Source organism: Sabulicella rubraurantiaca, from assembly GCF_017355885.1.
Lineage (GTDB): Bacteria > Pseudomonadota > Alphaproteobacteria > Acetobacterales > Acetobacteraceae > Roseococcus > Roseococcus rubraurantiacus.
This window is the reverse complement of sequence record NZ_JAFEUU010000004.1, coordinates 56633-75270: the sequence shown is the minus strand read 5'-3', so window position 1 is coordinate 75270 and position 18638 is coordinate 56633. Positions and strand designations below refer to the sequence as shown.

General features: G+C 67.7%; 17 protein-coding genes. 4 read left to right on the top strand and 13 right to left on the bottom strand.

Features of this window, described 5'->3' with window-relative positions; all coding sequences use genetic code 11:
* Positions 1 to 304: 304 nt before the first annotated feature.
* The 7 genes from JTJ31_RS09000 to JTJ31_RS08970 all read right to left on the bottom strand — a co-directional run bounded on the left by JTJ31_RS09000 (position 305) and on the right by JTJ31_RS08970 (position 8282).
* Positions 305 to 1369 carry a mandelate racemase/muconate lactonizing enzyme family protein gene (locus tag JTJ31_RS09000; RefSeq protein ID WP_207538321.1) on the bottom strand — a complete coding sequence of 355 codons (1065 nt, stop codon included), beginning with the start codon at positions 1367 to 1369 and terminating at the stop codon, positions 305 to 307.
* Positions 1369 to 2355: an ABC transporter ATP-binding protein gene (locus JTJ31_RS08995; RefSeq protein WP_207538320.1), complete on the bottom strand. Its 987-nt coding sequence runs from the start codon at positions 2353 to 2355 to the stop codon at positions 1369 to 1371. The genes JTJ31_RS09000 and JTJ31_RS08995 overlap by 1 nt, the downstream gene beginning before the upstream one ends.
* Complete coding sequence (locus tag JTJ31_RS08990; protein WP_207538319.1) at positions 2352 to 3350, bottom strand: ABC transporter ATP-binding protein; 999 nt, start codon at positions 3348 to 3350, stop codon at positions 2352 to 2354. The genes JTJ31_RS08995 and JTJ31_RS08990 overlap by 4 nt, the downstream gene beginning before the upstream one ends.
* Positions 3347 to 4240 (bottom strand): ABC transporter permease, encoded by an 894-nt coding sequence (locus JTJ31_RS08985; RefSeq protein WP_207538318.1) that lies wholly within the window; start codon positions 4238 to 4240, stop codon positions 3347 to 3349. The genes JTJ31_RS08990 and JTJ31_RS08985 overlap by 4 nt, the downstream gene beginning before the upstream one ends.
* Before the next feature lies 1 nt (position 4241).
* Positions 4242 to 5159: an ABC transporter permease gene (locus tag JTJ31_RS08980; protein WP_207538317.1), complete on the bottom strand. Its 918-nt coding sequence runs from the start codon at positions 5157 to 5159 to the stop codon at positions 4242 to 4244.
* Positions 5160 to 5162: 3 nt separating this feature from the next.
* Complete coding sequence (locus JTJ31_RS08975; RefSeq protein ID WP_207538316.1) at positions 5163 to 6683, bottom strand: ABC transporter substrate-binding protein; 1521 nt, start codon at positions 6681 to 6683, stop codon at positions 5163 to 5165.
* 204 nt (positions 6684 to 6887) lie between these two features.
* Positions 6888 to 8282: a M20/M25/M40 family metallo-hydrolase gene (locus JTJ31_RS08970; RefSeq protein ID WP_207538315.1), complete on the bottom strand. Its 1395-nt coding sequence runs from the start codon at positions 8280 to 8282 to the stop codon at positions 6888 to 6890.
* Positions 8283 to 9020: 738 nt separating this feature from the next.
* Between JTJ31_RS08970 and JTJ31_RS08965 the strand changes: the two genes are divergently transcribed.
* Positions 9021 to 10478, top strand: a complete 1458-nt coding sequence (locus JTJ31_RS08965; RefSeq protein ID WP_207538314.1) for an amidase — start codon at positions 9021 to 9023, stop codon at positions 10476 to 10478.
* Positions 10479 to 10556: 78 nt separating this feature from the next.
* Here the strand turns inward: JTJ31_RS08965 and JTJ31_RS08960 are convergent, their stop codons facing one another.
* The 5 genes from JTJ31_RS08960 to JTJ31_RS08940 are packed head-to-tail and all read right to left on the bottom strand — an operon-like array spanning position 10557 to position 14672.
* Entirely contained in the window at positions 10557 to 11321 is a 765-nt protein-coding gene (locus JTJ31_RS08960; RefSeq protein WP_207538313.1) for an ABC transporter permease, read from the bottom strand.
* On the bottom strand, positions 11318 to 12091 hold the full coding sequence (locus JTJ31_RS08955) for an ABC transporter permease (RefSeq protein ID WP_207538312.1): 774 nt from the start codon (positions 12089 to 12091) through the stop codon (positions 11318 to 11320). Before JTJ31_RS08955 ends, JTJ31_RS08960 begins: the two co-directional genes overlap by 4 nt.
* A complete protein-coding gene (locus tag JTJ31_RS08950) occupies positions 12088 to 12876 on the bottom strand; it encodes an ABC transporter ATP-binding protein (protein ID WP_207538311.1) in 789 nt (262 codons plus the stop codon). The genes JTJ31_RS08955 and JTJ31_RS08950 overlap by 4 nt, the downstream gene beginning before the upstream one ends.
* A 5-nt stretch (positions 12877 to 12881) precedes the next feature.
* Positions 12882 to 13892, bottom strand: coding sequence for an ABC transporter substrate-binding protein (locus JTJ31_RS08945; RefSeq protein ID WP_207538310.1), 1011 nt, complete (start codon positions 13890 to 13892; stop codon positions 12882 to 12884).
* 30 nt (positions 13893 to 13922) lie between these two features.
* Positions 13923 to 14672, bottom strand: a complete 750-nt coding sequence (locus JTJ31_RS08940; protein WP_207538309.1) for an SDR family NAD(P)-dependent oxidoreductase — start codon at positions 14670 to 14672, stop codon at positions 13923 to 13925.
* Between the two features lie 178 nt (positions 14673 to 14850).
* On the opposite strand from JTJ31_RS08940, the gene JTJ31_RS08935 reads away from it, so the two are divergent.
* From JTJ31_RS08935 to JTJ31_RS08925, 3 genes are read left to right on the top strand one after another with little or no spacing between them, the layout of a single operon-like run.
* Positions 14851 to 15870, top strand: coding sequence for a tripartite tricarboxylate transporter substrate binding protein (locus tag JTJ31_RS08935; protein WP_207538308.1), 1020 nt, complete (start codon positions 14851 to 14853; stop codon positions 15868 to 15870).
* An 11-nt stretch (positions 15871 to 15881) separates the two neighbouring features.
* Positions 15882 to 16562 carry a cyclase family protein gene (locus JTJ31_RS08930; RefSeq protein WP_207538307.1) on the top strand — a complete coding sequence of 227 codons (681 nt, stop codon included), beginning with the start codon at positions 15882 to 15884 and terminating at the stop codon, positions 16560 to 16562.
* On the top strand, positions 16559 to 17341 hold the full coding sequence (locus JTJ31_RS08925) for an SDR family NAD(P)-dependent oxidoreductase (protein WP_207538306.1): 783 nt from the start codon (positions 16559 to 16561) through the stop codon (positions 17339 to 17341). The genes JTJ31_RS08930 and JTJ31_RS08925 overlap by 4 nt, the downstream gene beginning before the upstream one ends.
* 83 nt (positions 17342 to 17424) lie before the next feature.
* Here the strand turns inward: JTJ31_RS08925 and JTJ31_RS08920 are convergent, their stop codons facing one another.
* Positions 17425 to 18399, bottom strand: coding sequence for a tripartite tricarboxylate transporter substrate binding protein (locus tag JTJ31_RS08920; RefSeq protein WP_236020035.1), 975 nt, complete (start codon positions 18397 to 18399; stop codon positions 17425 to 17427).
* Between the last annotated feature and the right edge of the window lie 239 nt (positions 18400 to 18638).

Sequence of the window (18638 nt, the reverse complement as noted above, 5' to 3'; positions counted from 1 at the left end):
CCGGGGGCGGCATCTCCCGAACCCTCGGAGGTGTTCGGTGGGACCTCGAGCCAGGCGTCTGAAAGGGGGACGGGACAGCGCGGCAAAGGTGGCGCACAGCGGAGCCATCATCGCGAAGCGCGGCCGGTCCCAGTGGTCCGGAGGGCGACGGAACCCTGCCGACCTCAGGGAGGGAGCAGCCCTCAGATGCGACGACCGATTCGCGTCCCTGAAGCGCTCGGCCTTGAGCCCTCACGATCGGAGTCATCACCAGTCGTGGCCGTCACGCGACCCACTTTCGGTGCGATGCTGGAACAAGGCGCCTTCAGCGGAAGGCGAAGCCGATCCCCGGCCGCTCGGGCAAGCGCATTACGCCACCCTCGGCCACCATATCCTCGGCGAGCATCGCGCGCAGCGAGGCCTGGGCGCCATGCATCTCGAGCCACCCGCCCACACCATGCCCGGCAAGCGCGGCAGCGTTGGCGATGTCCCACCCGCCTGCATGAGCCACCGGAAGGCCATGCGCCTCGGCCAGCGCCAGCACCCGCATCAGCCCCGTGATGCCGCCGCAGAAGGCGGCGTTGGGCTGAACCCAGTCGAGCGCGCCGCGCGTCAGCGCCTCGCGAAACCAGACGAGCCCGTGCATCATCTGACCCGCGCCGATCGGGACGCGCACAGCCCGGCGCAACGCCACCAGCGCCTCGATGTCGTTGTCGCGCAGCGGCTCCTCGAACCAGGCGATGTCGCACTCCTCGACCATGAGCGCGAGGCGCTTCGCGTCGCCCAGGTTCATTCCGCAATTGGCATCGATGATGAGTCGCGCAGCGGGGCCGATGGCCGCGCGCACGGCCCGCACCCGCGCCGCATCCTCGGCAACAGAGCGGCCACCCGCCGCGACCAGCATCTTCACGCCGAGATAGCCCGCGTCCACGGACTGCTTGCAGACGGCGACGAGTTCCGCTTCGTCGTAGCCGGGCAGGCCGACCGTGGCGTAGCAGGGCACGGTCTCCCGCGCTCCGCCCAGAAGCCGCCAGAGCGGCTCACCGAGCGCCCGTGCCCGCAAATCCCACAGCGCCATGTCGAGGGCGGAAAGTGCAGCGGTGAAGACGGTCCCGGCGCCGCGCGGGTTGAAGCGCGCGGCGAGGGCAGGGCCGATGGCCTCGATGCGGCTTGCATCCTGCCCCACCAGCGCCTCGGCCATGCCGCCCGCGATGAGGTCCGCGACCTGCGTCGCCAGGAAGCGGCCGGTGACGCCCTGGCCGACCAGCCCATCCTCGCCCTCGACGCGGCAGAGCACGAAGGTGGGCGCGTCCAGCGCCGCGTAGCCGCGCGCGGCACTGCCGAGCTTGGCCAGGCTGCGCACCTCTGCCGAGACGCTGCGGATCCGCATCACGCCGCCGCCATCGCTTGGCGCTCGGCCGCATGGCAGGCGGCGCGCGCATTGCCCCGATGCGCGAGGAGAAGCGGCGCTTCCACCCCGCAGCGGTCGAAGGCGAGCGGGCAGCGCGGGTGGAAGGCGCAGCCGGGGGGTGGGTCCAGGGGGTCGGGGAAGACGCTGCCCAGCCCCGTCTCGGGCAGACCAAGGGAGGGGTCGGGCGTGAGCACCGACGCTAGCAGGCCACGGCTATACGGGTGCTGGGCGTGGACCATCACTTCGGCCGTCGGCCCCTCTTCCACGACGCGGCCGAGATACATCACGGCCACGCGCGTCGCCAGCATCTGCACCACGGCCAAGTTGTGGCTGATGAACAGGCAGGTCAGGCCGAGCCTCGACTGCAGGTCCATCAGCAGGTTCAGAATCTGCGCCTGCACGGAAACGTCGAGGGCGGAAGTCGGCTCGTCGCAGATGAGAAGCTGCGGCTTTAGGATCAGCGCACGCGCGATGGCGACGCGCTGCCGCTGCCCGCCGGAAAGCTGCGAAGGATATGCAGCGGCATGGCGCGGGGCGAGGCCCACGAGGCGCAGCATCTCCTCCACCCGGCCCTGACGCTCGGCCGCGCTCCCCTCGCCATGCACGGAGAGCGGCAGCCCCACGATGGAGGCGACGGTCTTGCGCGGATTCAGCGAGGAATACGGGTCCTGGAAGACCGGCTGCACCAGACGTGCCCGCTCCAGCCGGCCAAGGCTCGCGATCGGGCGGCCGTCGATCAGCACCTCGCCCTCGGTGGGCACCTCGAGGCCCAGAACCATCTTGGCGAGCGTGCTCTTGCCGCAGCCGGATTCTCCCACGAGCCCCAGCACCTGCCGGCGTTGCACCGCGAGCGAGACGCCGCCCACCGCCATCAGCGCGCGCTTCCGCGCGAAGAGGCCGCGGCCCACCGAATAGCGCTTCACCACGTTGCGCAGTTCGAGGATGGGGCGCGCCTCACCGCTCATGCGGGGTTCTCCAGGAGGGAGGGCACCCCCTCGGGCAGCACGCAGCGCCAGGCGTGCCCGTCGCCGCCGTGGCTGACGGGGACGGTGCGGGTGCAGGGGGCCGTGGCAAAGGCGCAGCGCTCGCGGAACGCGCAGCCCTCGATGCCACCCACGAGGTTGGGCACCAGACCGGGGATGGTGCCGAGCGGCACTCCGGGCCTGCTGCGCGCGGGAATGGGAATGCAGTCGATGAGCCCGCGCGTATAGGGGTGGCGCGGGTCGTTGAAGACGGTGACGGTGGGGCCGCTCTCCACCACCTCGCCGGCATACATCACCGCCACGCGGTGGGCGACGCGCGCCACGATGCCAAGATCGTGCGTCACCAGCAGGAGGCCCATACCCATCTCGCGCTGGAGTTCCGCGAGCAGGTGAAGGATCTCGGCCTGGATGGTGACGTCGAGCGCCGTGGTGGGCTCGTCGGCCAGGATCAGGTCGGGGCCGCACATCAGCGCCATCGCGATCATGACGCGCTGGCGCAGCCCGCCTGAAAGCTCGTGAGGGTATTGCACGAGGCGCCGGCCGGCGGCCGCGATGCCCACGCGCTCGAGAAGCTGCACCGCGCGGTCCACCGCCTGGCGGCGGCTGCCCTTGCCGTGGCGCAGGAAGGGCTCGGTGAGCTGGTCGCCGATGGTCCAGGCCGGGTTGAGGCTGGTCATCGGCTCCTGGAAGATCATCGCCATGCGGTTGCCGCGCAGCGCGCGCAAGCGCGACGGCGTGATCGTCAGCAGATCCTCGCCGGCAAAACTCATGCGCTCGGCGGTGCGGCGGGCGGTGGAAGGCAGCAGCCCCATCACCGCCAGCGAGGTGAGCGACTTGCCGCAGCCGCTCTCGCCCACCACGCAGAGCGTCTCACCCGGCGCCACGGTGAGCGACACGTCGCGCACCGCGTGCAGCACGCCGTCCGCCACGGGGATCTGCACGGCCAGATGCCGGACATCGAGGACCGGCGTGCTCATGAGCGGCCCTCCGGCGCCGTGGCGTCGCGGATGCCATCGCCCAGCATGTTGATCGCCAGCACGAGGATGCAGATGGCGAGGCCCGGCAGCAGGATGACCCAGGGGTCGAACAGCATCACCTCCTTGGCCTCTGCCACCATCAGCCCCCAGGAGGGCAGCGGCGGCTGCACGCCGAGGCCCAGGAAGGAGAGGGCGGCCTCCAGCAGGATGGCCTGCGCCATCTCGTAGCTGGCCACCACGACCAGCGCGGAGACGAGGTTGGGAAGGATCTCGCCCAGCAGGATGCGCGGCGTGGAACAGCCGACGGAGCGCGCCGCCGCCACGTATTCCAGGTTGCGCAGCTGCATGGTGGCGCTGCGCATGACCACGGCGAAGCGGTCCCACAGCAGCAGCCCGAGCACGAGCACCACCACCCGCAGCGAGCCCCCGGCGACGGCCACGACGGCCAGCGCCACCATCACCACCGGCAGGGAAAGGCGGGTGGTGATGAGAAAGGACACCACCGTGTCCACGCGGCCGCCGAAATACCCGGCCGCCACCCCCAGCGTCGTCCCGATGACGCCGGAGACGAGCACCGTGAGCAAACCGATCAGCAGGGAGATCCGTGCGCCATAGATCAGGCGGGAAAGGTAGTCGCGCCCCAGGTTATCCGTACCCAGCAGGTAGCGCGGGTCGGACATCTCCGCGTCCACGAAGGCGGGCGGGATGAGGCGGTCGTCCAGGACCTGCACATAGGGGTCGTGCGGCGCGATCAGGGGCGCGAAGACCGCCATCAGCGTGATCAGCCCGAGCACCAGGGCGGCGACGACGAGGCCGGGATTGCCCAGGATGCGTCCGCGCTTCTTTTGCAGCGCGGGCGCAGTCGGCTTCGGGAGGGTGGCGTCACTCATGTCAGCCTCGCCGGATCCGAGGGTCGAGCCAGGCATTGGCGATGTCCGCCAACAGCGTCAGGACCACGTAGAACAGCGCCACCAGGAGGAGGATGCCCTGGACCACAGGGAAGTCGCGGCGGGAGATCGCCTCCCAGGCCAGATAGCCGATCCCCTGCAACGCGAAGACTGTCTCGATGACGACTGAGCCCGAAAGCATGTTGCCGAACTGCACGGAGCACAGTGCCACCACTGGCACGATGGCGTTGCGCAGCGCGTGCTTCAGCACCACGACCCGAGCGGGCAGGCCCTTGGCATGCGCCGTGCGGATGTAGTCCGAGGTCATCACCTCCACCATGCCACCGCGCGTCAGGCGCATCAGGACCGGTGCCGAGAACCAGCCCAGCGTGATGGCCGGCATGATGAAATGGGCGAAGCTGTCCGAGCCCGAGATGGGCAGCCAGCCGAGTGCGAGGCCGAACACAAAGATCATGAGCAGGCCGAACCAGAAATTCGGCATGGCCTGCCCGATGACGGCGATGCCCAGCGCCGTCCGGTCCACCCAGGTGTTGCGCCGCAGCGCCGCGACAATGCCGAGTGGAAGCGCAATGACGATCGCGACCACGAGCCCCATCCCCGCCAGCGACAATGTGACGGGAAGCCGCGTGAGGATCAGGTTCGCCACGCTCTCCGGATAGAAGAGCGAGCGTCCCAGGTCACCCCGTAGGGCCCGCCACAGCCACTCCCCGTATTGCACGATGATGGGGCGGTTGAGGCCGTATTCCTGGCGGATGCGCTCGACATCCGCCGGGCTCGCATCCTCGCCGGCAAGCGCGATGGCGAGGTCGCCCGAGACCCGCAGCAGCATGAAGGCGATGAAGGAGACGGCGATGCCGACCAATGCCGCCAGGACCAGCCGCCGAAGCGTGAAGCGCAGCATGGATCAGCGGTTCCAGCGCGACCGATAGAAGCGGGGCACCTCGTCCGCCGTCGGGGTGAAGTGCAGCTGCGCATTGTGGGCGTAGGTCAGCGGGAAGGTCCAGAGCGGCGCCCAGTAGGCCTGCTCCGTGATCCGGCGAATGGCCGCCGCATATGCCTCGCGGCGCGCCGCAGGGTCGGTAGTGTTGTCGCCGCGTTCGAGCAGCGCCATCACCTCCGGATCCCGTGTCAGGTCGTCGGGCGAGCCACGGAAGAAGTAGGAGGTGGAGTTCGCGATGTCGAAGAGCGAGGTCGAGCCCCACGAGCCGTAGGCAAGCCGCATCTGCCCCTCGCGCGTGGCGCGCTGGTAGGCGTCGTACTGCGCCCATTGCAGGTTCGCCGTGATGCCGACAGCGCGCAGATTGCCGATGATCGCCTCGGCCCAGGGGCGTTCGCGGTAGCCGCCCATGTTCACCGTGAAGCCATTGGGATAGCCAGCCTCGGCCAGCAATTCACGGGCGCGGGCGGGGTTGTAGTCGTACCGGGTGATGCCTTCCTGCACGCAGCCGAACTGATCGGGGTGGCAGGGGGTTTGCAGCAGGTCGGCGCCTTCACCCACCAGGTTGCGGATGATGCCGGCGCGGTCGATGGCGTGGTTCACCGCGCGGCGCACGCGCAGGTCGCGGAAGGGATTGTCCTCGGTGCCGGTGCGGCCGGCCGCGTCCATCTGCAGGTAGTGGAAGCGCACCGTCCCGCCGGAAGCAACGGTTACGCCCCGCCGACGCTGGATGTTGCGCGCCTGGTCGGGGGTGACGCGCCAGATCCAGTCCACGCCGCCAGTCAGCAGCTCGGCCACGCGGGTATTGGCCTCGGGCACGCGACGGAAGATCAGCTTCTCTACCTCAGGCCGGCCCTTGGCGCCGCCGAAATAGCGGTCGAAGCGTTCGAAGACGATGCGCTGGCCAGGGCTGACTTCCGTGACCCGGTACGGCCCGGTGCCAATCGGGTTACGACCCATTCCGTCACGGCCGCCTGCCAGCGATGCGCGCGGAATGATCAGCAGCGTGGTCAGATATTCCTGCCACGGTCCAAAGGGGGCCGGGGTACGCAGGCGCACGGTGCGGTCATCCACCAGTTCCGCGCCCGACAGCCAGCGGGTACGGCCGAGATTGGTGAGCTGGCTGGCAGGGTTCAGCGCGAACTCGACCGTCGCCACCACGTCGCGCGCATCCACCGTGTCGCCATTATGGGCGACGATGCCCTCGCGGATGCGAAGCTCGATCGTGGTGTCGTCGACGACGCGAACTGATTCCGCGAGGTGCATCTCGTACTCGCCGGTCTGCAGGTTGCGGTAGAGCGGCGCGTCCCAGACGTGGAAACCGAAGATCACCCCCTCGCGCGTCGAGTTGAAGTAGGGGGAGAGGTTCGCGGGCTCAGTGTCGGAGAACCAGCGGATGGTGTTCTGCGCGGGTTGCGCCATCACTGGGGGCATGCCGGTGGTCAGCGCCGCAGCCATGGCCACAGCCGCCAGGAGCAGTCTTCTCATGCTTGGCGCCTCCTTGATTGTCGTGACGACGGAAGGGCGGCCCACAGCATCATTCTTCATTCGGCCCATTCCGCCCTGTCCCAGCTGGTGCGGCACCATGGCCACCCGGTTCGCCATTGCGTCGAGTTTGCCGAAGGCGACCTTCAGCCGCAAACACTTCCTGCGGAAATCTTTTCCCCTGCACGAGATGTCCGGCTGGCGCGCCTATCCGCGCCCGCCTTCACCAATGTCCCACCAGATCCCTGCCATCAGCCGCAGCCCCTCGCGCAGAAGCGGTGCAAGCGCGTGCTCGTCTGGCCCGTGCTGGTTGCAGCCGGCATAGGAGTTGGGAATCCAGAGCACGGGCATGCCGAGTTCCTCGATGAACATGTCCGAAGGGTTGGAGCCCGAGGAGTTGGGCACGATGTTAGGCGCACGACCCGCGGTGCGCGTCATGCTGTCGGCCACGATGCCGACCCAAGGATTGTGCGGGTCGGTGCGGGCGGCGCCGAAGACGTCGCGCTCCGTGACGGGAATGATCTGCACCGCCTCGAAGCCGCGCGAATCCAGATGGGCGCGCAGCGCCGGCACGAAATCCTTCGCGGGCACATCGGCAGTGTGGCGGATCTGCAGCCGCGCGCGCGCCTCGCCCTGCACGGCGTTGGTGGGCGCGTCGGGGTGGCCCGTGATCTGCGCCAGCACGATGACGCTGGTCCAGCCGAAGATCTTCTCGGCCTTGGTTAGGCCGGGCTCGCCCCAGCTCGGGTCCTCCTCGGGCAAGCCGGGAATATCCTCGAAGACCAGCCCTGCGATAGCTTGGCGCACGCTCGAGGGGACCGCCCTGGGTGTCCAGCCCTCCACCAGAATCTTGCCATCCTGCGTCACGATGCTGGACAGCGCATGGGCCAGGACGAAGCCGGGGTCACGCAGCACGCCGCCCCAGTGGCCTGAATGGTGTGCCTGATCGCGCAGATGCACCACGAGGTCAAAGGCGATGCCGCCGCGCGAGCCGAGCTTGATCTCGGGCATGAAGGTGGTCTGGCGCGGCCCGTCGAGGCCGATGAACACGTCCCCGGCAAGCGCGTCGCGCTGCTGGATGAGGAGGTCGCGCAGCCCGGGCGAGCCCTGTTCCTCGCCGGTCTCGATCAGAAGCTTGGCGTTGAACCCGAGCCGCCCACGCTCGGCCAGGACGGCGCGGAGCGCCTCAATGGCGATGAGGTGCTGACCCTTGTTGTCCACCGTGCCCCGGCCATACCACTTGTCGCCCTGGACGGTGACGGCGAAGGGATCGAGCCCACCGGCCCACTTCCCGGCCAGGCCGCGCACCACGTCGCCATGGCCATAGATCATCACGGTGGGAAACGCGGGGTCCTCGGTGCGCGTGCCGACATAGACCGGGCCGAAGCGGGGGATGGGGTTCTCGACGACTACGCCCTCGAAGCCCATTCCCTGCACCAGCTCGGGAATGGTTTCGCTGCAATAGCGGCGCAGCGCGGGCTGGGAGTCTGGCATCTGGCTCTCGGTGGGAACGGCCACCAGCCGGCGCAGGGCTTCGAGGTAGCGGCCGCTATCGAAGCAGTCTTCGGCGCGCGCGATCGCGCCCTCCCGGGATGGCTGCATCTGACCTGATGTCTCCCTGCCCTTGTGCTGGCCGATGCTTGCACCGGGGGCCGGTTTCGACAACACGCTGTCCGTTTCGAAGTGTGCGGCGGATTGAGCCAGCATGGAGCGGCCCAACGCAAGGCACCCGTGCGGAGGAGGACGAAGGGGGAGCTGGCGGCGAACCAATGTTCCTTGGGAATGGATTCGCCCCGCCTCTCCATTCAGTGTGTTTGGCGCAGCAAGCTCAGCTAAAGGCTTGGAAGGTCTTAGTCATGTGGACCTCTCCCGGCACGTGCCCTCAGCTCCTCGGAAATGATCCGGTAGAGCCAGACGCCGAGCACGAAGGCGGCGATGTAGAAGGCGGAAGAGATAAGCTCTTGCTCGGACATGGATCACCAGAAAATTGCAGTGGGCCGCAAGATGCCTATCGGCCCCCTGGATGAAATCCGGATTCCTCCGTAGCGCGGACTTTGCCCGATGGAAATTCATGGTCTTGCCGGGGTCAGCGGCCGCTCGCCTGCCAACTGCGGATCCAATGCCGGAGTGCCGGTGCATGGGTTAGGGTCGTTCAAGCAAGCTTGAGGGTGCAGCGCCTCGCCGAAAGGGAGCCGGCTGCCGAGCGATGCACGCCGCAGGCAGCGAAAGGCTCACCCAATCTCGCCGCCCGGGGGAAACCATGCTTCCATGGCCCAGGCTACGGGCAAAGATCACTGAGGGGCGAATGGGCCTCCGGTCTTCATGGGAGGCTCACAAGGAATGCACTCCGATTTGATCCGCCTTACAGCGACAGAGGCCGTCGCGCTGCTGCGACGCGGGGAAATCTCACCTCTCGACCTGATCGAGGCGGCAGCTGCCCGTATCGCGGAAGTGGAGCCGGCGGTGAACGCACTCCCCACGCTCTGCCTCGACCGCGCACGCGACCATGCGAAGCGCCTGATGGCCGGGGAGAGGAAGGAGCCCGAAGACGCGCCGGGTTGGCTCGGCGGCCTGCCCGTGACTATCAAGGATCTGACGGACGTCGCGGGGGTGCGCACCACATACGGGTCGCCCATCTTCAAGGATCACGTGCCGACAGACTCGCACCCGGTCGTGAAGCGGATCGAAGCGCGCGGCGGTATCGTGATCGCCAAGTCGAACACGCCGGAATTCGGCGCTGGCGGCTCGACCTTCAATGAGGTCTTCGGCCGCACGCGCAACCCCTGGAACACTTCGCTCACCTGCGCCGGCAGCACGGGCGGCGGCGCCGTCTCGGTCGCTACGGGAGAGGCCTGGCTCGCTCAGGGGACGGACCATGCCGGCAGCCTGCGTCGGCCCGGAACCTATTGCTCCGTCGTCGGGCTGCGGCCCTCGCCGGGGCGCGTGACGCGTGGGACCCCAAATAACCTCTTCTCGCCGCTTTCCGTACAGGGGCCGATGGCGCGGACCGTCGCCGATGTCGCGTTGTTTCTCGACACCATGGCAGGCTGGTGTCCGCTCGATCCGCTCACCTATGATGCGCCTGCGGTCCCCTACGCCCAGGTCGTCGCCGAGGCCGGGCGACATCGCCCGCGCCGCGTCGCCTTCACAGCCGACTTCAACGGCCAACTCCCGGTGGATCGCGAGACGCGCGAGATTTGCGCACGCGAGGTCCGGCGCTTCGAGGCACTTGGCTGCACGGTGGAAGAATTCGCGCCCGATCTAGGGGATCTGGCCGAGGCCTTTCTTGTCCTGCGCAGCCAAGCTTTCGTCGTGGATCGCGAAGAGCAGATTCTCACCAAGCGTGACATGCTCAAGCCGGACATCATCTGGAATACGGAGCGCGGCCTTTCGGCAACGCCGAGTCGCCTCGCCTGGGCCGACCGCGAGCGTGCCGCCTTCTACCGGCGCATGGCTGCGCTCTTCGCGAAATACGATGTGTTTGTCACCGCTGGCGCCCCAACGCCCGCGTTCGATGTGATGCTGCGCAACCCGGTCAGCATCGCGGGCGTGAAGCTGGAACATTACGTGGCTGGGTCCATGCTCAACGCGGCGATTACCCTGGCTGGTTGCCCTGCGGTCGCCGTGCCCTGTGGGTTCGATCGCTACGGACGTCCCATTGGGCTGCAGATCGCGGCTCCCCCACGTCGCGAGGATGTGGCGCTGCAGGCCGCAGCCTTGTTTGAGGAGGCGGCTGGTCTCCACCGATTGGTGCCGGTGGACCCGAAGCCGGGCACGGTCCCGCCGTTGGAGACCTGAAGGCTGCTCCGGCTAGCTGGGTGCCCGAATGGGTGGCGCCGTGAACTGGACATCATCCCCCGCGCTCGTCCCTGACTGCTACCAACCGAGGCGATGGCGGCTGAACAGGCGGCGGGTGAGAGCGCGGAAGCCAAGATCCGCAGCGATACCCAGAACAGCGATCCCAAGAATGCCCACGAACATCCGCTCGGTCGAGAGCTGGATCCGGCTGTTCAGGATGAGGTGACCCAGCCCTTCGTTCGACGCGAGCATCTCCGCGACGATCAGGGTCTGAAAGGAATTCCCCATGCCGATGCGCATGCCGGCGAGGATCCAGGGCACGGTCGCAGGCAGCCGCACATGCCAGAAGGCGCGCCAGGGGCCGGCTCCGAACACCCGAGCGGCGCGCATGCGGTCGCGTTGCGGCTCCGCAAAGCCGGCCAGCGTGTTCAACAACACCATGAAGGTCGTGGTGTAGGTGATGAGCACCCACTTCCCCATCTCCCCGATGCCGAACCAGATGAGGACCGGCGTGAGCCATGCAATGGGGGGGATGAAGCGGAAGAACTGCACGATGGGCTCGAAGGCTCGGCGAACCGGTTCGACGGCCCCGAACAGCAGGCCCAGCCCGGCCCCGAGCAGGCTTCCGGCCAGGAAGCCGACGATGATCCGGGAGGCACTCATCGCGACGTCTACGCCCAGCAGCCCCGACGCCGCGCGCGACCATGCTTCGCCGAGGATCACGCTGGGTGCCGGCAGAACGGCGGGAATGAAGACGGTCCGTCCCGCGACCTCCCAGATCGCCAGGAAGCCGATCACGGCCAGTGCGCTGCGGAGCAGCGATTGCCGGACCGCGGCGTTCAAGGCGAGAGCGGCCTGAAGCGGCGGAACAGGAGGCCGGTGAGCAGGACCATCAGCATGTCCGCCATGAGCCCCAGAAGGCCGAGCGCGATCATGCCGACGAAGATCGCGTCCACCTCCATCCACTGGCGCGAGTTGAAGATCAGAAACCCGAGACCCTCGCGGGCCGCGACCATCTCGGCCGCGATGATGGTCATGAAAGAGTTCATCATCGCGAGCCGTGCGCCGGAGAGGATGTGCGGAAGCGTCGCGGGAAAGGTGACATAGAGGAACAGCCGCCAGCCACGCGCACCGAAGACACGGGCCGCGCGCAGCTTGTTGGGATGGATGGTCATCACGCCGATCATGGCGCTGACAAGCACGACGAAGGTCGTGGTGTAGACGATCAGGACGATCTTCGAGGTCTCGCCCAGTCCGAACCAGATCATCACCGCCGAGATCCAGGCGATCGGTCCGATGAAGCGCAGCGTGTGGACGAAGGGGCCGAGGATATCGGCGACAGGGCGCGACAATCCCATCATCAGGCCCAGGACCGTTCCGAGGACACAGCCGACGGCAAATCCGACCCCGATGCGCCAGAGGCTGATGGCGATGTCGCTTTGCAGCTGTCCCTCGCCAACAAGCTGCACTGCCTTATCCCAGGTCGCGAGGGGCGTGGGAAACAGCACGGGCACGTCGAATGCTCTCGCCGCAGCGTCCCAAAGGAAGATCAGGCCGATGAAGGGGAGAACGCGCAGGGCAAGCCAGGAAAGATAATGGCCTGCACTGCTCACGCTGCCGCCTCCCGGGAGACGACCTTCCTCACCTCCTCACCCAGCACACGCTGGATGCGGTCATAGGCTGCGGCGAACTCAACGCTGCCGCGGTTGCGCGGGCGAGGGAGATCAAGCGCGAACTCGTCCTTGATGGCGCTGCCTGGGCCCGCGCGCATGACACCGATGCGGTCGGCCAGGATGATGGCCTCCGCGATGTCATGCGTGATGAACAAGACGGTCGCGCCGGAGCCGCTGCAGATCGCGACAAGCTCGTCCTGAAGGATCGTCCGCGTCTGGGCATCAAGCGCCCCGAAGGGCTCATCCATCAGCAGGACGGGCGCATCGCAGACCAGGGCACGCGCGATCTGGATGCGCTGCTTCATGCCGCCCGACAGCTGGTGCGGAAACTTCTGCCCATGGTTCGCCAGCCCGACCCGGGAGAGCCAGAGCTTGGCCCGCCTCCGCCTCTCGCCCGCGCTGATGCCGGTCATGCGCAGCGGAAACTCAACATTCTCCTGCGCCGTCAACCAGGGATAGAGGCTGTCATCGCCCTGAAAGATCACGACGCGGTCCATCCCGGGCGCGCCAATGGGCCGGCCGTCCATGATGAGAGTGCCCGCATTCGGCCTCTCGAATCCCGCGAGGAGGTTCAGCGCCGTCGTCTTGCCGCATCCCGACGGACCAAGAAGGACGTAGAACTCGCCCCGCGCGATCTCGAGGTCGAAACCCTTCAGGATGGCGGAAGCTGAAGGTCCCGCCGGACCGTAATGGAAGTCGACGCCGGCAAAGCGGATCAAGCTCATGCCGCTCAGAAATCCGTCAGCTGTGGTGCGTATCGCCGCGCAATCTCGGGGTAGTAGTAGTCATCGACCAGCCGGTCCGTATTGTCGGCGTTGAGCAGCCCTCGATCCTTCGCCCAGGCCGCGACCTGCTTGATCCGCACGGGATGCTCGCGCTTCGTGTCGAGAAGGTAGGTGTTTCCCGCCATCTGCACGCGCATGTCGTTGACCGGTGTCCGGAAGGTGCGTGCGGCAAGCTGGACTGCCTCGTCCCGGTTCGCATTCACCCAAGTCATGGCGTCCGCCACCGCGCGATATGCGGCCCCGGCGCTGTCCGGGTCCTCGCGCGCCCAGTCTTCCCGGAACACCATGGTGTACCAGAGCTGATACAGGCCGTCGTCGGACGAATAGGCGTAGACGCGCGCGCCACGCACGATGGTCGGCAGGCGTGTCAGCCACGGCTCCCACCCGAAGAAGGCATCGATGTCGCCGCGCTGAAGTGCCGGCACCCATTCCGGCGCCTGGACGGCCAGGATACGGACGTCGTTCGGCCCATTGCCTTCAGTAAGACCATGGCGTCGGCAGAACAGATGGAAGAGGTAGTCCGCCGCCGTGCCACGGATCATGCCGACGCGCTTGCCTCGGAAATCCTGCGGTCCCTGGATGGCTGCGCTGACCCCGATGCCAATATCCTTATCCGACACCAAGGGCCGGCCGACGCCAAGGATGCGCGCCCCGGACGCGCGCGGCCGCAGGGCCGAGAGTTCGCTCCCGAAGGCCACGTGTGCGTTGCCGGTGACCACGGCTTCCATGCCGCCGATTGAGGACTCGAAGATGCGATACTCGGCATTCAGCCCGTGCCGCGCCGCGATGCCACGATCGACCAGCGCGACATAGGGCGCGAAGGGCGCAGAAAGCCCGATGCCGAAAACGACCTTGTCGGTGCGGCCGGCCCGCCCTTGCGCGAGTGCGGGCAGTGCCAGAGCCGTGCTTCCCGCGACCAGGAGGGTGCGGCGCCCGAGATTCGTGTCGTGCTTCATCGTCCTGGTCTCCAAGCTGCTCGGGCTGCGCTACCGCATGTAGGCGCCGCCGTTGACGTGATAGGTCTGTCCGGTGATCCACTCGGCGCGGTCCGATGCGAGGAAGACCACCAACTCCGCAATGTCGGCAGGGCGCCCCATGCGTCCGAGGGGAATGGCTTTCGCCATTTCGGCCAGCTCTTCCTCGGTGTTCCCGTAGCGCGGTTGGGCCGTGTCGGTCAGGCCCGGCGCGATGGCGTTCACGCGGATGCCATGCGGTGCGAGGGCGAGCGCCATGGAGCGCGTCGCACCGACCAGCCCGGCCTTTGTCGCGGCATAGTGCACGCCCAGCGGCATGCCGCGCAGTGCGGCGGAGCTGAGGTTGATGATCGCCCCACAGGTCCGGGCCTCGACCATGGCCTGCGCAGCGGCCTGTGCGCAGAAGACGCTGCCCTTTAGATTGACGGTGGTCACGCGATCCCACTCGGCTTCCGTCATCTCCAGGAAGGGCACGCGGGGAAAGATGCCGGCATTGTTGACGAGCAGGTCGATCCTGCCGAGCCCGCTGACGGTATCAGCCACCAAGCAGCGGCATTCATCCACCGACGAAACATCACCACGCAGCAGCACGCTGCGCCGTCCGAGAGCTGCAATCTCCCCAGCAAGTGCGCGTGCGGCTTCCTCGTCATCAAGCCAGTTGATTGCGATGTCGCAGCCATCGGCAGCGAGCGCGAGTGCGGCAGCGCGGCCGATGCCCTGCTGCGCACCCGTGACCATCGCAATCCGAACGGGTCCCGACATGCGTCCAATCTCCCGAACGAAGAAACTGTGCAGGCAATGGGCGACGCGGGCAATGGGTGTTGTCGTGACGTGTCGGAGCGATAAACCCAGAACGCCTTGCCGTGCCGAGTTGCGGTGCTAGTCTCCCCGGCAAGACGAGCCCACCCCGATGAGGACGGGCCGAGAGGGGGATCGCCGCATGAGGATGTCGCGTCGTGGGTTGCTGACCGCCACCACCAGTCTTGGTGCCGGTCTTGCCAACGGCATGCTCTTTGCGCCGCAGATTACGCGAGCGCAGCAGGCCGCTCCAGGGGGCGCCAGTGCCTGGCCGGCCGAGCGGCCGATTCAGATCATCGTTCCCTTCCCACCCGGCGGCGGGACCGACATCAACATCCGCGCCATGACGAGCCATTTCGAACGGCGCCTGCCCGGGGCGCGCTTCATCGTCATCAACCGCCCCGGCGCCGGGGCCGAGGTTGGCTACACAGCAACGGCCCAGGCCGCGCCAGACGGCTACACCATGGGCACCGTCATCACCCCCAGCCTCCAAACCATCATGATCGAGCGCCAGCCGCGCTACCGACTGGAGGACTTCGCCTTTCTCGGCTCGATCGTGGAGGATCCGAGCGGTTTCCACGTCGCTCCCGACAGCCGGTTCCGCACCGTGGCCGACCTTGTGTCCTTCGCACGGTCCAATCCCGGGGTGGTCGCGGTCGGCACCGCCGGGATCGGCTCGGATGACCACCTGCTCATGATCGGTCTTGAGCGCGCGGCCGACATCCGCCTCAATCACATACCTTATGCGGGTCAGGCGCCGACGGTGACCGCGTTGATAGCGGGGCACATCCAGGTCGCCTCCATGAACATGGGTGAAAGCGTCTCCCTGATCCGGGAGGGAAGGGTGCGCCCCCTGGCCACGGCTGGAACGGAGCGTTTCGCCATGACGAGGGAGGTGCCCACCTTCCGGGAGGCTGGCTACCCGCTCGACACCGGCGTCGTGCGCAGCCTCGTCGTCCCCGCCGCGACGCCACCCTCCATAAGGGAGCGCCTCTCCAGCATGATCGCGGCGACCATGCGCGACCCGGCCTGGACCGCCGAGGCCGAGCGACTCTTCATCCCACTGCGCTACCGCAGCGCGGAGGAGACGCGCGCCCTCGTCTTCCGCGAGGCGGAAGCTCTGCGCGCCGTCTGGCAGCAGCGCCCCTGGCGGGACGGGTAGGGACCATCTCCATGTCGCGCCTGATCGATCTCTCCACCCCCGTCCGGACCGGTCATTTTCGCTGGCCGGTCGAGCGCCGTCTGGCCAAGAGCCACGACGCCGGCGCCGGTCAGGCGACCTGGGCAGGCTGGAACGTCCATGCCTTCACCCACATGGACAGCCCTCGCCACGTCGATCCCGAGGGCTTCACCACGGACGCCATCGCGCTGGACATGACGGTCGGTCCCGGTGCGGTGCTGGATGTCTCGGACGTTCCGGCGAACACCCCGATCGAACTGGAGCGCCTGGCCGCCGCTGGCGCGCATCTCCAGCCCGGCGACTTCGCCCTGATCCGCACCCGCTGGGACGAGCGGGCGAGCATCGACACGCCGGATTTCTGGCTGCAAGCCCCATGGATGACGGCGGAGGGCTCGATCTGGTTGCGCGAGCGCGGGATCAAGGCGGTCGGCTTCGACTTCCCGCAGGACCACTGCATCCGCTTCTTCCTGACCGGCGAGGCTCGCCCGCCCCTGCCGGAACACGTCACGCATTTCCACCTGCTCGCGCGCGGGGTGATCATGTTCGAGTATCTCTGCAACACGGGCGCGCTCCGCCAGGCGCGCAATCAGATGATCGGCCTGCCGATCCGCCTCCCTGACTCCGATGGTGCTCCAGCCCGCGTTATCGCCGTCGAGACGGACGACACGCCGTGAGGCTCGCAGGACGCACAGCCCTCGTGACAGGGGGCGGCTCGGGCATCGGCGCTGGCATCGCGGAGCGGCTCGCCAGCGAGGGCGCGTCCGTGCTGGTCGCGGACATCAACTTCGAAGGCGCGACATCGGTCGCGGACGGAATTCGGCGCGCCGGAGGAAAGGCACAGCCGTTCCGCATGGATGTGGCCTCGGAGACGGACGCGGCTGCGGCGGTCGCGGAGGCCGAAGCACAATTCGGGCGTTTGCGCATAGCCGTCTGCAATGCGGGCATCACCGACCGTGTCCCGGTACTGGAAATGCCAGTGGCGGCCTTCGAGAAGGTGATCCGGACGAATTTGCTCGGCTGCTTCGTGACGGCACAGGCCGCGGCGCGCGCGATGGCGCGAGACGTCGAGGGCGGGCCCGGCGGCCGGATCGTCATGGTCTCCTCGGTGTCTGGCCAGTTCGGCGGCACCGGGCGAGCTGCCTATGGGGCGAGCAAGGGAGGCATCGAGACCCTCACCAAGGTGCTCGCGGTCGAACTCGCCCCCTACGGCATCGTGGTGAACGGCGTCGCGCCGGGCCCGACGCAGATCGCCCGCACGGCGCACGGTCCGCGGCAGCGTGCGGCCTTCCTCGACCGCATGGCGGTGAAGCGCTACGGCACGCCGGCGGATATCGCCGGCGCGGTCGCCTTCCTCAGCGGGGATGATTGCGCCTTCGTCGCCGGACACATGCTCAACGTGGATGGCGGCTTCGCCGCGGCGGGCGTGCTGTACGACCCCGCCGAAGGTGCCTGAAGCGCCCCCTCTTCGACCGCTCAGCTGACGCCCAATCCGACAGTCAAGCGGTGAAGGCGCTCTACTCCAAGGTCCGGGGCTACTCAGCCGCCGGGGCGCAGGCCGAGGGCTTCCACCGTTGCGATCTCCTGCGCGTTGACCTGGCGCACATCATCCGCATAGGCCTCGCTGTCCAGGTAACGCACGGGCATGTCAAAGCGGGCCAGCACGGCCAAGTGCTGCGGGTCATGCACTGCCAGCTTGAAGGCGTCGTGCAGGATCTTGACGATGGCCGGGGGCGTGCCGCGCGGCGCGGCAAGCCCGTAGGCGCTCTCCGAGACGATGTCGTGTCCAAGTTCGCGGAAGGTCGGCACATCCGGGAAGCGCGCCGCACGCGACGCCATCCACAGCGCCAGGGGCCGCACCCGCCCTTCCAGCGCCATGTCGGCCCAGGCGGAAGTTTCGGCCGAGAAATCGATCTGCCCGCCAAGCAGGGCCTGCAGATTGGGCGCGGCGCCTCGAAAGGGAACGGCGGTCCACTGGATGTCGAGAAGCTGGGCGAGGCGCGTCATCGTCACGTCGGTCGTGTTGGCGCCGGGCGTGCCGTAGAAGAGCGTGCCCGGATTTGCGCGGGCATGTGAGATAAGCTCAGGCATGCTGCGCCAGGGCGCATCAGGCCGCACCACCACGCCGCCCATGTAGCCCACCATGCGTAGGATCCAGGTGAAGTCGGTCATCGGGTCGAAGGGTGGCGTCATGTTCTGGGCGCGCATCATCGCGGGCATGCGGAAGACGCCGTTGGGCATCTGGCTGAGCGTGTACCCGTCCGGCCGCGCCTCACGGGCCAGGATCTGCGCGCCCAGCGTGCCCGAAGCGCCAGGCTTGTTTTCGACAACAATGGATTGGCCCAGATGGCGCGAGGCGACCTCGCAGACCGCGCGCATCTGCAAGTCGGTCGCGCCACCCGGTGTCCAGGGAACAAAGACGCGCAAGGCCCGGCTGGGGAAGCGGGACTGCGCCAGCGCCAGCGACGGGGCGGCGAGGGCGGCCAGCAGGGTTACGCGGCGTGGCAATGTCATCGCGAGCATCCTCTGATCTCGCCAAACCCTGCCGAGTTTGCCGTTCGCCCTGCAACAAACCGCTGTGCAGATGCGAAACCAGGTCAGCCGCTTTCCTTTGCGCGGATCAACGCGATGGCATCAGAACACGCGCAATGGAGGTGCTGACTGGCGAAAGTCAAAGCACATTCACAGGAAGGCACGTTGCGACCAGACAGGAAGAGGACACGCTGGGGATGGCGCATCACGGCAACGGATAC